Here is a 15,136-nt window from a genome sequence, read left to right on the forward strand (position 1 = left end):
CTCTCTGATTTATTCGGCTGGCTTGGTCGGGCAACTGGCTAATAACTGCTGTAAATGTGCCCCTAAATCCTGCTGGGCAAACTGCTGACTGGCAACGGCCATCTGCTTTAAGGTCTGCAATGCCTGCTCTACACCTTGTTGTTCAATTAAGGTTTTGGCGTACACAGCCGCATCAGCGCCACGTTGTAACAAACCTGCCATTTGCTCCAGTGAAACGTCCTGCTCCATCACTTGTTGTAAATCTGCCAGTAACTGCGCCACTTTGGCCGACTCGACTAAAGCCCCTTCGACACTGATTAAACGGCCAACCGGATCAGCCACTAAAGTAGTAGCCACACAAGAGGCTACTGTGCCCGCTTCGGCACCATTGGCAACAGCTTCTAAACCCTGTGTACGGATTTGTTCTACCGCTTGCTGTAATTGCTGATCTTTCGCCAGCCAGGCTTGCTCCAATTGTTGTTTTTCATCGCCAGCCAAATAACCACAACTGGTGAGCAAAAAAGATAAGGTAGCAGGTACTAAAAAAGATAAAGGCTTCATAAAAACTCCGGGAATTTCATTCAGGTCTTAGTGGGTATAGCTGGGGGAAAGTTCAGAAAAATCAAGGGGAAGTAGCAAAGGTCAGAGCCAAAGCTCTGACCCAAACAGATCAGTGACCAGCGATTTGCATCTGGCCTATCAGCACTGAACCTGTCAGCACGCCACCGCGAGGGTCTACGTCTTTGCCTATGGCTTGAATATCCATAAACATTTGCTGCAAAGTCCCGGCTATGGTGATTTCGGACACTGGGAACTGAATTTGGCCATTTTCTACCCAGAAACCTGCGGCACCACGGGAGTAGTCGCCTGTGACTGTGTTGACACCTTGCCCCATTAGCTCTGTCACCAACAACCCTTTTCCCATGTCACGGCAAAGCTGAGCTAAATCAGCATCGCCATGTTGCACCAGCCAGTTATGAATACCACCGGCATGACCTGTGCTGGGTAAACCTAACTTACGGCCAGAGTAACTGGTGGTCAGGTAGGTAGTTAATACGCCTTTGTCCAAAATGGTCAGGTCGCGGGTTTTCACCCCCTCGCCATCAAAAGGGCTCGAAGCTAAGGCTTTCTTTAAATGCGGACGCTCCAGAATAGTGACTTTATCTGACATCACGCTCTGACCGACCTTATCCAGCAGGAAGCTGGATTTACGATAAATACTGCCACCACTGATGGCTGATACCAGATGACCAAACAGACTACTGGCGATATCAGCGCGGAAAATGACCGGTACTTTTTGCGTGCCGAGCTTGCGGCCATTTAAGCGTTGTACTGTTTCCATTGCGGCTTCACGACCAATCTGAGCCGGGTCCAGCAAAGCGCCTAATTCGCGGGCGACTGTGTAGCTGTAATCCCGCTGCATATCGTCGCCGTCTTCGCCTATCACCACACAGCTTAAACTGTGACGACTGCTTGGGTAACCCACCAGTTGACCATGACTGTTGCCGTAGACTTTTAAGCCCTGATGTGATGAAAAGGACGCGCCTTCCGAATTGGTAATACGGCCATCATAAGCAAAAGCCGCCTCTTCCGAGGCTTTACACCATTCAATGGCTTGTTCAGTCGAGACAGAGGCCGGGTGAAACAAATCAAGATCCGGCGGTGATAATTCCAGCCAAGCCGCTTCTGCTAAACCTGCATGCGGATCTTCCGAAGTGTAACGGGCTATATCAATAGCCGCTTCGACTGTACGTTTTAACGCCGCAGGGCTTAAATCAGCGGTAGAAGCAGAACCTTTACGCTGACCAACATAAATACTGATCCCCAGGCCACCGTCCTGATTAAATTCAACTGTCTCTACTTCACCATGGCGGGTTTCCACGCTTAAACCCCGGGTGCGGTTCATTGAAGCTTCGGCGCTGCTGGCGCCTAATTGTTTGGCATGCGCCAGTACCTGGCTGACCGCATCTTTGACTTCGGCGATTTCTTGCCAGATTGTAACTTCGGTTTGACTCATCTGTGTTTATACCTACCAGAATTTTGCGTTCAGCTTATCATAGTTCGACAATAATTGGGCCAGGGCACGAGCTTTATGGTTGCCCGGCCCAAGCCAATCCGAAACACGACAGAGTACAGCCAATCAGGTATACTTGCCGTATTAATCAAGATGGTAAGAGAATTCTATGGCCGATATGACCGACTTTACCCATGGCGACGACTGGGATGTTGAGCATGGTAAAAGTAAGACCCAAGTCAAAAAAGAGATGACCGCACTGCAAAAGCTGGGCGAAGAGCTGGTGGCATTAAGCCCTGCAGCCCGCGCTAAGCTCGACTTAGATGATGAGTTAAGAGAAGCGTTGGCTTTAGCTGACAAGCTGGTAAAAAAACACGAAGCGTTACGTCGTCATATTCAGTTTATCGGCCGTTTAATGCGTACCCGCGATCTGGAACCTATTGAGCGTGCTTTGGCTGTGCTGCGTAATACCAATCAGGCCGCCACCCGTAAGTTTCATTTAGTCGAAACCTGGCGCGATAAGCTAATTGCCAACCCTGATGCAGTGACTGAATTTGTGGCGGCATTTCCGCAAGTGGATGTACAACAATTACGCACCCTGATCCGTAATGCGAAAAAGGAGCAGGAAAAAAACCAGCCTCCTAAGGCATTTCGTGAACTGTTCCAGCTGATTAAACCGGCTATTTTAGAAGACTGATCGACGGGGTCAGGCCTTGGATTTTGCATTCAACATTCAAGGCCTGACCCTCAGGCTTAAATCAATCGCTTGACCACTAAATCTGCACCTATCCGACGCAACTGACCTAACAGTTTTTGCACCACGTCCGGATAATCGCGCACAGTTTCAATTTCTGAATAATGCACAATTTCGCTGGCGTGGGCTGTGATCACCTGTTTTTCCTGCTCCAGCAAGGTTTTTAGTTGCTGCAGGTCATCTTCGACATAAATTCCATTTTCAAAATCAAGCGAAAAAGCCCGTGGATTCAGATTGTGGCCGGTAAATAGATGTTTGACCCCATCCACACTTAAGCCTTTGAGGTGATAACTGTTGTCTTCATGTTTCCACAGTTTGACGTGCAATATACCGGCATCGATAAACTTTTGATTGGCACGGACAAACTTACGCAAAATAGTTTCGTAGAAATAAGGTAAACCACCAATTTTGCTAAAACGCTGGCCTGGCGGAATGTAAAAATCGTTAGCGGTTTTATCGCCCACTACTATGGTCACAGTGACACCACGTTTTAAACATTTACGCAGCGCTCTGGCCAAAGCCACAGGCGGATTAAAATAAGGAGTGTAAATCAGCACATCCTGCTGCGCTACAGCAAGCAAAGCCAGTACAGTGCTATTGAGCTCATTGTTGCGGCGCCCTAAGCCCATCAGCAACGAAGCGCGTAAGGCTGAATCTGTTTTATCTTCATAATGATAACGGGTGGCTTTGGCATGTTTGAGCCATAAACGTGACTGACGTTTGACTGCCTGACTGACATAAGCTTCGTCATCCAGCAACTGTGGTGTTTGTTCTTCATCACCAAATAACTGCTGATGGGCCTGCACTATCGCATCTGTCATCACCTGATTTTGCAGCACCAGATAGCGGTCCGCCCGGTAGCGGTTTTGCTCTGCCAGATAAACATTATTCAGCGAAGCGCCGCTGTACAGCAGGGTGTGATCAAACACAAAACCTTTTAAATGCAGCACACCAAAGAGTTCACGCTTTTTTACCGGTACACCAATAATTTGGATCGGCAGCTCGTAGTCTTTGGCAATCTCACGATAAAAATCATTATTGGTGCGCGCACCTTCCTGACCTATCAAGCCACGACGGGCTCTGTGATAATCAACATAAACCGTGACCTGTAAATCAGGTTTTTGCTGTTTGGCACTGAATAAAGCCCGCAGAATTTGTTCGCCTGCTTCATCGGCTTGCAGATACAACGCCGTGATCACAATACGATGTTGCGCACGCTGGATCAGTTCCAGCACTGTGCTTTTGTAATCGGCGGCTGACCAGAGGACAGAAACGGTTTCAGCAACCAGATCTGTTTTTGGCAATTTGGCCAGACGGCGTCTATTTAACAAAGTTTGTAACATAACAGGCGAAATTCTCAGTCGGTTAAACGGAGATCAGAACACAATGCTGTGAACACGGTGATCGGACCCCATTTTTAGCTCTCTCTAATGAGTTGGATCTTGCCGCAAAACGGCACAAAGTCCTAGCGTTTTTCGTCAGGATAGCCGTTATGCCGTACCGCCGACCGTCATTGCATCCAGTTTTAAGGTAGGTTGTCCCACCCCTACTGGCAGACTTTGACCTTGCTTACCGCAGACCCCCACACCAGTGTCTAACGATAGATCATTCCCCACCATAGACACTTGTTGCATCGCCTCCGGGCCATTGCCGATCAGAGTTGCACCTTTAATAGGAGTGGTAATTTTGCCATTTTCAATCAGGTAGGCTTCTGAAGCGGAGAATACAAATTTGCCGGATGTGATATCCACCTGGCCACCACCAAAGTTTGGCGCATAAATACCTTTTTTCACACTGCCAATAATTTCTTGTGGATCATAGTCCCCGGCCAACATGTAGGTATTGGTCATACGGGGCATAGGCAAATGAGCAAATGACTCACGACGGCCATTGCCTGTCGGAGCTACATTCATCAGCATGGCATTGTGTTTATCCTGAATATAGCCCTTGAGAATACCTTTTTCGATCAGCACGTTACATTGACTGGCAGTGCCTTCGTCATCGACATTCAGTGAACCACGTCTATGCGCTAAAGTACCATCATCGACAATAGTGCAGTGCCTGGACGCCACCTGCTCACCAACACGACCAGAAAAAGTAGAAGAGCCTTTGCGGTTAAAATCCCCTTCCAGACCATGGCCTACCGCTTCGTGTAACAACACGCCCGGCCAGCCAGAGCCCAAGACCACAGGCATAGTACCGGCAGGTGCATCAACCGCTGTTAAGTTCACCTGAGCCATACGCACAGCTTCACGGGCATAGCCCTGCCAACGCGGCGAACCATTCACATCTTCGAGGAAATACTGATAGTTGGTACGGGCACCACCACCACTGCCACCGCGCTCACGACGACCGTTATGCTGCAGTAAGACAGAGCAATTCAGTCGCACCAAAGGCCGAATATCTGTCGCAAAAGTACCATCAGAGGCCGCTACTAACACTTCTTCATAAACGCCGGATAAACTGACCGCCACTTGTTCTGCTCTGCTGTCGAGGCTACGAATATAAGCTTCAATTTGCTTGAGCAGCTCCACCTTGGCAGTATTGTCTAAACTTTGCAGCGGCTCACAAGGCAAATAAATTTGCGGCTGGGATTGTGACTTAAAAACCTGCACTGCGCCTTGTTGCCCCACTGCAGCTATACCACGGGCCGCCTCTGCCGCCTGTTTTAAGGCGGCGGCTGAAATAGAATCGGCATAGGCAAAACCAGTTTTTTCGCCACTGATCGCACGAACACCAACCCCACGCTCAATATTAAAAGAGCCATCTTTGACTAAACCATCTTCTAAACCCCAGGACTCATGCACACTGGACTGAAAATACAAATCAGCGTAGTCCAGTTTATGCGCAAACAAAAAGCCTAAGCTTTGCTGTAAATCACTGGCGCTCAAGTCACTGGCGCTTAACAGGTTCTGTTCGACCTTATTCATGTTTTGAACTCACTTTGAAATCTGTTGTGGTGCCTTATTGGCATTTTCTCTGCCAACTGCTGGCAAAGATCTAAATCTGTTTCGACACTCAGCACCATTTCGCTGCTGCCATCGGCTTCGGCCAGAATACGGCCCCAGGGGTCGATAATTAAACTATGGCCATAGGTCTGACGACCATTGGGATGAGTACCCACCTGAGCTGGTGCCACGACAAAACTCTGGGTTTCGATAGCACGGGCTCTTAACAAAGTATGCCAATGCGCCTCTCCTGTCACAGTAGTAAAGGCCGAGGGCACCGCCATCACGTTCATGCCCTGGGCGGCCAAAGCCTGGGCTAAGCCCGGAAAACGCATATCGTAGCAAATCAGCATGCCTAACTTTAACTGCGCCAGTTGAGCCAGAGTTAACTTCTGACCCGGCATAGTAGTGGCGGACTCCAGATACTGCTTGCTGCTGTCATTAACTAAGGCATCAAACAAATGAATTTTCTGATAATCCGCCAGTAACTCGCCGTTTGGGCTGTATAACAAACTACTGGCGGCAAAACGGCTTGGATCAGAAGTTTGGGTGGGCAAAGTACCCACTAATAAATGTAGCTGATGTTGTTTTGCCAAAGCTGCATAGGCGTTTTGCAAAGGACCAGAGCCTAAGGCTTCCGCCAATTGCAGGTTTAAGCCGTCAGGGCCGGCAAATACAGCGACACCTTCAGGCAATACTGCCAGATGTTGTGATGCTTTAGGCAACTGAGCCAGCAACTGATCCACTTTCTCCAGATTCACTAAAGGATCAGGTCCACTGGTCATTTGTACCGCAGATAAACGCCAGAGCTTAGCCATTGGCTTTCTCCCTGCTTTGCTCTTTTGCTTTACTGCTCGCAGCGGGTTTAACCGGCTTTTGCTGCGGTTCTTGTTCTTGCTGCAAACGTAAACGTTTTTCCTGCTCGGCTTTTAATAATTCAGAACGAGGGATCTCTACCTCTGTGGTGTGCCGCGCAACCTCAACCACTTCCGGCTGATCAAAATTACCTGTCACGACAAAGTTAACTTTCGACACCACCTCAGCCGACTCCACGATTTCATCCAGAGCCAAAGCGGCTAAGCCTGTGGCCGGATTAAATTGCAATAAAGCGACTAACACCGGCAGACTCGAGGTGATCTTCGGTAAAAATGCCATCTGATAATCCAGTTGCCTTGTGACTAAATCAGCATAACCCTGGATCTCAATTTTACCGGCAGCACCGTCCACTACAGTGTTATTGGTGTGCACTACACCTTTATCCAGTTGCAAGTCGCCTTTCATTTCCGTGTAGAAAAAGCCTTTGGCGAAGATATCCCTGAAGTCCAGTTTCAACTTACGCACCAACGATCCCAGACTGAATAACGACAGTAAACGAGCGCCTTTGTCACTGACTTCAGACAACGAACCTTCACCCAACTGCCAGTTCAGTTTGCCAGCTAAAGTGGCATAGTTAAACTGAGTGGGGCCACCAGCCCAGCTTAGGTTGTCAATTTGCACTTGGGCAGAACTGCCCGCAATCGCCGAGCTTAAGTGGTAATCTTTCATCAATTGACCAAAATCCGGACTGGTTAAGCTCGCGGATAACGTGGTCACTCCGGCCTCTGCATCTTTTTGCCACTGACCTTTGATACTGAGCTGATGCTTTTTATAGCGGGATTCAAAACTATGTATAGTTAAACGCTCACCGTCTGCTTCGGTCTGCATCGTCAGGTGACCTAAATCAAAAGGTCCAAACACACAACGCTTACAGTCCAGGTTGATCGGAGGCAAATCAGCCAGCCAGGGCATGGGTTCAGGTTTCACCACTTCAGCCAGGGCTTTGGCAATTTGTTGTTCTTTCGTAAGCTTTGCCAGAGATTCTGCAGCAGCCAAAGCTTCAGCTTCGGCTTTCACCGGGTCGTAAGGGAATAATTGCAAGAACTCCAGATTGGCCGCTATGCCCTGCGCCATCAAATCTTTTGCTAAGGTTAACTGGCCTTTGGTTTGACTGGAGTTAATGTCAACAACCCAGGCATCCTGTTGTGGTTTTAACTGCAGTTGCACCTGTTCGAAGCGGATATCCTCAGTCACCGTCAGGGTATTCACTTTGGCTTTGACTGAAGTTAGCGCAGGCAATAGTCCGGTGTCATCCGATTGCTGACTGATCTGCTGACGGATCAGATCAAACCAGGGCATAAAGTCGGTTTTATCCAGCTCAGCGCTAATGGTAAAACCATCGGCAAAACCAGCATTTTCTTTACTGCCTAAGCTTAAATGCGCACGACCAATTTGCCCCTGCGCATGCAGATAACTGGCATCAAAAAAGACTAAATCCTGATACGTCAGGGCGATGACAGAGTTGTCCTGACTGCCACTGGAGGACCAGAACACAGTGCCGGTCTGACCGGCTGGTTTTGCCAGCGGCGCAGGTAGCACTAATTCGGTATCAGTTAAATCTAAGGCCAGATCAGCCTGATAGGTATACCCCTCACCAGCCAATAATAAATCCAGCTTAAACTGCCAGTTTAACGGGCCTGTAGCAAACTGCTCCAGTTGAGGCGCCAGGCTCAGTAGTAATTCCTGACTGTTCTGCAATCCCTGACTTAACAAAGAAATTTTGTAATTGTCCTGCTGCTGTGCACCACGAAAACCAAACTGCACTGGAATATTGCTGATAAATAGCTGCAAATCGTCAGCCGTCAGAACATCGTTGTGAAATGACAGTCTGCCTGTCAGATTCTCCCCTACCAGAGCTGGTGCAGACAACGCCACCCCATTGCGTTCAAAATCAATAGCGCCTTTGACATCAACGCTTGGCTCATTCAACCCCAGGGTCAGACGCACGTCACCTTTCACCGGCCCTGTCACGCCTAAATAAGCCAGCGTTTCACCGACAGAATCATGTAAAGGTGAAGCCTGCATTAAGGTCGTTACCTGTTCAGCCAGTAACTGCTGTTTAATATCAATAATTAAATGTTCGGCATTGTACAAATCAGGAATGGCGACTTGTACGCCCTGATCCACAGGGGCATCCACCAAATAACCGGATTTACTGCTGATCAGCATGGCGGCATTTTCAAAAAATAGTTCAGCCGATAAATCCGTTAAGCTGGGCCAGTTTTCATCAAATAAAAACTCGGCATTGGTGACATCGGCCAGTGCCTGAAATACCCCATCTTTTCCGGCATAAGGGTAGGCTGCAAAATTACCGGACCACAGCACTTTGCCTGAGCTGACATCGCCCGACACCAGGGCTGGTTTCAAATAATTGATCACCGACTCTGGCATGTAAAATTTCGGGAAAAACTGCTCTGCGTTTTGTACCGGCACACCATGCAGCTCAGCCACTAAATCCATATCAGGTTGATCGTCCAGATTGACCACCAGCTCAGCTTCCAGAGTAAAGGCGTCTTGCCATAAGCTCAGATAAGGCACCAGAATTTGCCAGTTGCCCGCTCTTTTGCGCCAGGCCAGTTCTAATTCAGCCCCTGTGTAAGTCCAATCTTTACTGAAGGCCTGGCCCCACTGCAGCGCGCCATCTTCTGCTTTTAAACCCAGCCAGCCAAAATGTTCAGATGCGACAAAACGGCCATGAAAACCTTTCACACCCGGCACATCAGCCACAGGTGCTGAAGCGAGTTCATTAAACTGACCGGATAAGTACCACTGTTCGTTTTCGGTGATCAGGTCCAGTCGTTCGACTTTGCCATCCAGTTGGTAAGCAAGCAGCGACTGCAATTGCTCCGAACCATCAGAAAACAGTTCCAGTAAAGGACGGGCGACCCCCAACTGCACATTCTGTAACGAAGCCTGATAACCCAATTCATTCTGACTGAGTTGCAACTGTAAACCTGGCCAGCTTTGACTGCTGTTACTCAGCGTCATAGGGCTGGAACTTAAATTCCAGCCTTTGGCCATAGGCACCCAACGCAGATAACCGTCAGACAAGGCGACTTTGTTCCAGACCCCATCTTTCAGCCAGCCGACGTTGTTATCCGACAAAGCCACATCAATCTGCTGTAACTTACCGGCTTTAATATCCCCCCAGGCGGCGAAGTTTAATTTGGCACTGTTGAGTTTACGGGTTTGCGGTAACAACTGCTGAAACCAGGGCAACAAGTCCAGTTGCTGGCTGGCCAGATACAACTGGCCCTGAGCCTTAGACGGCTCACCAGTTAAATCAATGATAAAAGACAAGGTATTGGCGGTGACATCAGCCACAGACAGCTCACCCCAGCCCTGATGCCGCTCGCCTTCGTTTTGCCAGTTCAGCGCTTTGATATCCAACCGGATATCCTCGTCTTGGGTGTTGTTGAACACCAGTTGGCTATCCAGCACAGAGAAATGTTGCAACTGCTTAAAAAACAGATCCTGCAAGGCATCAAATAACTGCTGATTGTCTGTCGGGGTAGCAACGCCAGTCCCCAACCAACGCTGGGCATCCACTCTGTAGGTTAAACCTGTCAGTTCAAAATGAGCAGCACTGAGTTTCATGGTACGCAGCGAACGCCAGAAATCTAACCGGATCCCGGTTTCTTTGATGGTCAGTTGCGGTTGATATTGACTATCCAGCACTTCCAATTGCTGTAATACCAGAGCTGGCCCTGTACCCTGCCAGCCGGCCGACAAAGCGCCAATCCGTACTTCAGTACCATATTCGGCTTTGATCCACTGTTCAATGTCAGTTTTATAACCGGGGGCGTAAGGCAGGCCAAAACGTAAAGCAGAGACTAAGGTGGCCATCAACACCACGAAGATAGCAAAAAAGATCCAGAGCTTGTGTAAGCAATAAAACCAGGCCTGTTTTACCGTTCGCACTACATCATCACCACGTCAAATTGTTCCTGACCGTATTGAGGTTCGATCACCACACTGATTTGTTTACCGATAAAAACTTCGAGTTCAGCCATGCTGTGAAATTCGTCATTAATTAACGCATCTTTTACCGCAGGTGAGGCATAGACTACAAATTTATCTGCCACATAAGCCCGGTTCACCCGCACTATTTCCCGCAATATTTCAAAACAGACCGTCTCCACTGTTTTTAAACTGCCACGGCCGGCACAGACAGGGCATTCGCCGCACAGCACATGCTCCAGACTCTCGCGGGTGCGTTTGCGGGTCATCTCCACTAACCCAAGCGCAGAAAAACCATGAATATTGGTTTTAGTTTTATCCCGGCTCAGCGCCACTTCTAAACTATGCAACACCCGCTTTTGGTGTTCTTCGCTTTGCATGTCGATAAAATCGATAATAATAATGCCGCCCAGATTGCGTAGTCGTAACTGACGGGCTATGGCCTGAGTGGCTTCAATATTGGTGTTAAAAATGGTTTCTTCTAAATTACGATGGCCAACAAAAGCACCGGTATTAACGTCTATCGTGGTCATGGCTTCGGTTTGGTCGATCATCAGATAACCGCCACTTTTTAGCATGACCCTGCGCTCCAGCGCGCGCTGAATTTCATTTTCCACGTCGAATAAGTCAAACACCGGCCGCTCGCCCGGATAATACTCCAGCCGGGATGTCATTTCAGGCACAAATTCTTCAGTAAAGGCATGCAGTTGCTGGTAGGTTAGTTTGCTGTCAATCCGCACCCGCTCTAAATCAGAACCGACAAAATCACGCAAAATACGATAGGCCAAGGTTAACTCTTCATACAACATGGTTTCTTTGCGGGCATTTTTTTTGCGCTTTAAAACCTTGGCCCAGAGTTTTTGCAAAAACTTACCATCGTGCAGCAGTTCATCTTCACCTGCCCCTTCAGCTGCAGTACGAACTATGTAACCGCCGCTTTCATCCAGACAAGTACTGACTATGTCTTTTAAACGCTGACGCTCTGCTTCACTTTCAATACGCTGCGACACCCCAACATGGGCGGAGCCCGGCATAAACACCAGATGGCGGCTGGGTAAAGTGATATCCGTCGTTAAACGGGCGCCTTTAGTACCCAGCGGGTCTTTCACCACCTGCACCAGCAAAAACTGACCTTCGTGCACTAAAAGACGAATATCTTTGACCGGACCAGCTTTAAGTTCAGCATCGGCAATGTTTAACCCCGCAGTGACTATATCGGACGCGTGCAAAAAAGCGGCTTTATCTAAACCGATATCGACAAAGGCAGCTTGCATCCCAGGCAATACCCGGCTGATTTTGCCCATATAAATATTGCCGACCAGCCCGTGTTTGGCCTGCCGTTCGATGTGCACTTCCTGTAACACGCCGTTTTCAATCAAAGCGACCCGGGTTTCACTGGGCGTTACATTGATCAGTAATTCTGCGCTCATGGCTTTTCCTTCAGAGTGAGCAACAACTGGGCCGTTTCGTACAAAGGCAAACCGACCACAGCAAAGTAGCTGCCATCTATACGCTGCACAAACTGGCCAGCCAGGCCCTGAATACCGTAACCACCGGCTTTATCTGCTGGTTCACCTGTGTTCCAGTACCAGAGTATTTCCTGTTCAGACAGAGGCTTAAACCAGACTTTAGTCGCGACTGTGCGACTGACTATACCCTGCTGGGTTGCCAGAGCCACCGCAGTTTTTACCCAATGACTCCGACCTGATAATAACCTCATCATGCGTTGAAAATCACCCAGGTCGGCAGGTTTACCTAACACTAAGTCGTCCACCTGCACTATGGTATCGGCGCCTAAAGTAGGAAGTGGAGTGCTTTGACTTGCAAAACCTGCCTGAGCTTTTTGCTCTGCTAAACGCAAAACGTACTGATCAGCGGTTTCTCCGTTGAGCTGAGTTTCGTCAATAGTGCCACTGACCAGCACAAACTCCTGCTGCAACTGGCCTAATAACTCGCGGCGACGGGGTGAAGCGGATGCAAGGGCAATCATACAAACACTCAATGAATTTTAAACTGGCGACGGATGCGGCGTAGTAACCAGAAAATCCAGGGCCAGACTGCAGCTCCCGTCACCACGGGCCATAAATAGGCCATAGTGAAGACTACACCGGTTAAGAAATGGCTGAGCCAAAAGATAAAGTAATGATAAAACGCCAGGAACAGCGCTATCACTAAGCTTTGTTGCAAAATAGAGAAGTTACGGATTTTTAAATGATGGGCTGAGCAAAAATAAATGATGATCGAATACGCCAGAGCATTGACGCCAAGCACAGTACCGACCAGCACGTCCAATAAAAAGCCGACCACAAAAGCAGTGCCTATACTGACCCGGAATGGCAAAGCCAAGGCCCAGTAAAATAGCACCAGCAAAGGCCAGTCCGGGCGAAATAACTTCACCATAGCAGGCAAAGGCACTACCGCCAGCACCAGAGAAAACATCAGGGATAAATACACCAGATATAAACGATGCGACTTTTCCATCAACGATCTCCTGCCACAGCAGCAGCTTCGGCATCAGGCGGCGCAATCTGCTCGTCAATTTCTGGTTTAGCTTTAGGCCAGACTAACAATACATAACGGATCCGGTCTAACTGAGCATAAGGCCGGGCATACACCTGTAAAAATGGCTGCTGTGCGTTGCGGCTGATCCGCACGACTTCAGCCACCGGATAGCCCTCAGGGAAAATACCATCCAGCCCAGAGGTAATCAGTTTGTCACCCTGCTGAATATCGGCACTGTGCGGAATATGCATCAGCCGCACTTCATCCGACTGACCCAAGCCTTCAGCCACCACATGATCGCCATTACGTTCAACCCGCAAAGAGATCGCATGAGTGGTATCAGAAATCAGTAAAGCACGGCTGCTGGTTGGCCCCACGCTGACAATTTGTCCCAGTACACCTAAATCGTCGATTAAAGGTTGCTGCGCGACCACTCCGTCGTTGCTGCCTTTGTTAATCACTATCTGGTTACTGAATGGATGGCTGTAGACCGCCAGTACTTCAGCCACCAGGCGTTTACTATCAGCCACAGGCACTGAGCCTAACAAGGAACGTAATTTGTCGTTTTCCTGCTGTAAAAACTGCAGGCGCTGCATCTGGGTATTTTGCCGCAGTAAGGTTTCGCGCAGCTTCTGGTTTTGCTCCAGTAAGCGCTGATGCGACATAAATTGTTCGGAGGCGTCAGACAACATAGCCTGAGGTAAATTGGCCAGATAATACAAAGGACTCACAGTTGCGGTTAAATAACTGCGCAACTGTGTCGAGCTGTCGGTAAATCTGTCCAGCGTCATTAGCCCAACACTGCATAAGACTGCAAGAAACAGTCGTAATGGCAAAGATGGGCCACGCTCAAAGATAGGTTTCATTCAGGACTGACTTGTTAGTCGTAACTAAATACATCACCACCATGCATATCGATCATTTCTAAGGCTTTACCACCACCACGCGCAACACAGGTCAGCGGATCGTCAGCCACCACCACAGGAATACCGGTCTCTTCCATCAACAGGCGGTCTAAATCACGTAATAAAGCGCCACCACCTGTTAATACCATGCCACGCTCTGAAATATCAGACGCCAACTCTGGCGGAGATTGCTCCAGTGCAACCATTACCGCGGAAACGATACCAGCTAAAGGCTCTTGTAAGGCTTCTAAAATTTCGTTGCTGGTCATGGTGAAACTGCGAGGCACACCTTCAGCCAGATTACGGCCACGCACTTCAATCTCCAGAATTTCGTCGCTTGGGTAAGCTGAACCAATTTCGGTTTTGATCCGTTCTGCTGTGGCTTCACCAATCAGGATGCCGTAGTTACGACGGATATAGTTGATGATAGCGTCGTCAAACTTGTCGCCACCAATACGAACGGATGAGGAATACACCACACCGTTCAAAGAGATAATGGCTACTTCAGTGGTGCCACCACCAATGTCGACCACCATAGAACCTGTCGCTTCAGACACTGGTAAACCTGCACCTATAGCGGCGGCCATTGGCTCGTCGATTAAGTAGACTTCGCGGGCACCAGCGCCCTGAGCAGATTCACGAATAGCACGGCGTTCAACCTGGGTAGAACCACAAGGCACGCAGACCAAAACCCGTGGGCTAGGACGCAGGAAACTGTTGCTGTGGGCTTGTTTGATAAAATGCTGCAGCATTTTTTCAGTCACATAAAAGTCGGCTATTACACCGTCTTTCATTGGGCGAATGGCTTTGATGTTGCCAGGAGTACGTCCAAGCATACGCTTAGCGGCGTGGCCAACGGCCGCAACACTCTTAGGTCCGCCAGTTCTTTCCTGACGAATAGCAACTACTGAAGGCTCGTTTAATACGATACCCTGATCTTTTACGTAAATGAGTGTATTGGCTGTCCCCAGGTCGATCGACAGATCATTTGAAAACAGACCACGCAATTTATTTAACATGGAACAGACTAATCCTTTTAACTAAGAGGTGGTGACACAAGGTGCCCGACGAAATGGCGCTTATTTTAAGTAACAAAACGCCAAGAAAATAGCTTTATCTTTAGTTTTTACCAAATTAAACCAAAGCTATTGAAAAGCCAATTATTTCGTCATCAGACAAAGCGGATGAATTTAAGTTT

General features: G+C 48.7%; 12 protein-coding genes. 1 reads left to right on the forward strand and 11 read right to left on the reverse strand.

The window, feature by feature from the left end; translation table 11 throughout:
- Nucleotides 1-9 precede the first annotated feature (9 nt).
- Both SD53_RS16705 and pmbA read right to left on the reverse strand, forming a co-directional pair.
- Nucleotides 10-540, reverse strand: a complete 531-nt coding sequence (locus tag SD53_RS16705) for a hypothetical protein (protein ID WP_046521331.1) — start codon at nt 538-540, stop codon at nt 10-12.
- 109 nt (nt 541-649) lie between these two features.
- The gene (gene pmbA / locus SD53_RS16710) at nt 650-1,996 is read right to left on the reverse strand and encodes a metalloprotease PmbA (protein WP_046521332.1); all 1,347 of its coding nucleotides are present in this window, start codon (nt 1,994-1,996) and stop codon (nt 650-652) included.
- A 166-nt stretch (nt 1,997-2,162) separates the two neighbouring features.
- Between pmbA and yjgA the strand changes: the two genes are divergently transcribed.
- A complete protein-coding gene (yjgA, locus tag SD53_RS16715; RefSeq protein WP_046521333.1) occupies nt 2,163-2,690 on the forward strand; it encodes a ribosome biogenesis factor YjgA in 528 nt (175 codons plus the stop codon).
- Between the two features lie 56 nt (nt 2,691-2,746).
- Here the strand turns inward: yjgA and pssA are convergent, their stop codons facing one another.
- The 9 genes from pssA to SD53_RS16760 all read right to left on the reverse strand — a co-directional run bounded on the left by pssA (nt 2,747) and on the right by SD53_RS16760 (nt 14,957).
- Nucleotides 2,747-4,090 carry a CDP-diacylglycerol--serine O-phosphatidyltransferase gene (gene pssA, locus SD53_RS16720; RefSeq protein ID WP_046521334.1) on the reverse strand — a complete coding sequence of 448 codons (1,344 nt, stop codon included), beginning with the start codon at nt 4,088-4,090 and terminating at the stop codon, nt 2,747-2,749.
- A gap of 147 nt (nt 4,091-4,237) precedes the next feature.
- Nucleotides 4,238-5,677, reverse strand: coding sequence for a metalloprotease TldD (tldD, locus tag SD53_RS16725; protein ID WP_046521335.1), 1,440 nt, complete (start codon nt 5,675-5,677; stop codon nt 4,238-4,240).
- Entirely contained in the window at nt 5,674-6,513 is an 840-nt protein-coding gene (locus SD53_RS16730; protein WP_046521336.1) for a carbon-nitrogen hydrolase family protein, read from the reverse strand. The genes tldD and SD53_RS16730 overlap by 4 nt, the downstream gene beginning before the upstream one ends.
- Nucleotides 6,506-10,492 carry a YhdP family protein gene (locus SD53_RS16735; protein WP_046521337.1) on the reverse strand — a complete coding sequence of 1,329 codons (3,987 nt, stop codon included), beginning with the start codon at nt 10,490-10,492 and terminating at the stop codon, nt 6,506-6,508. Before SD53_RS16735 ends, SD53_RS16730 begins: the two co-directional genes overlap by 8 nt.
- Nucleotides 10,492-11,961, reverse strand: a complete 1,470-nt coding sequence (gene rng / locus SD53_RS16740) for a ribonuclease G (RefSeq protein ID WP_046521338.1) — start codon at nt 11,959-11,961, stop codon at nt 10,492-10,494. Before rng ends, SD53_RS16735 begins: the two co-directional genes overlap by 1 nt.
- Nucleotides 11,958-12,521, reverse strand: a complete 564-nt coding sequence (locus SD53_RS16745; protein WP_082101905.1) for a Maf family protein — start codon at nt 12,519-12,521, stop codon at nt 11,958-11,960. Before SD53_RS16745 ends, rng begins: the two co-directional genes overlap by 4 nt.
- Before the next feature lie 8 nt (nt 12,522-12,529).
- The gene (gene mreD, locus SD53_RS16750) at nt 12,530-13,012 is read right to left on the reverse strand and encodes a rod shape-determining protein MreD (protein ID WP_046521340.1); all 483 of its coding nucleotides are present in this window, start codon (nt 13,010-13,012) and stop codon (nt 12,530-12,532) included.
- Entirely contained in the window at nt 13,012-13,899 is an 888-nt protein-coding gene (mreC, locus tag SD53_RS16755) for a rod shape-determining protein MreC (RefSeq protein ID WP_046521341.1), read from the reverse strand. Before mreC ends, mreD begins: the two co-directional genes overlap by 1 nt.
- 14 nt (nt 13,900-13,913) lie before the next feature.
- Nucleotides 13,914-14,957, reverse strand: a complete 1,044-nt coding sequence (locus SD53_RS16760; RefSeq protein ID WP_046521342.1) for a rod shape-determining protein — start codon at nt 14,955-14,957, stop codon at nt 13,914-13,916.
- Nucleotides 14,958-15,136: the final 179 nt, after the last annotated feature.

Source organism: Rheinheimera mesophila, assembly GCF_000986865.1.
GTDB lineage: Bacteria > Pseudomonadota > Gammaproteobacteria > Enterobacterales > Alteromonadaceae > Pararheinheimera > Pararheinheimera mesophila.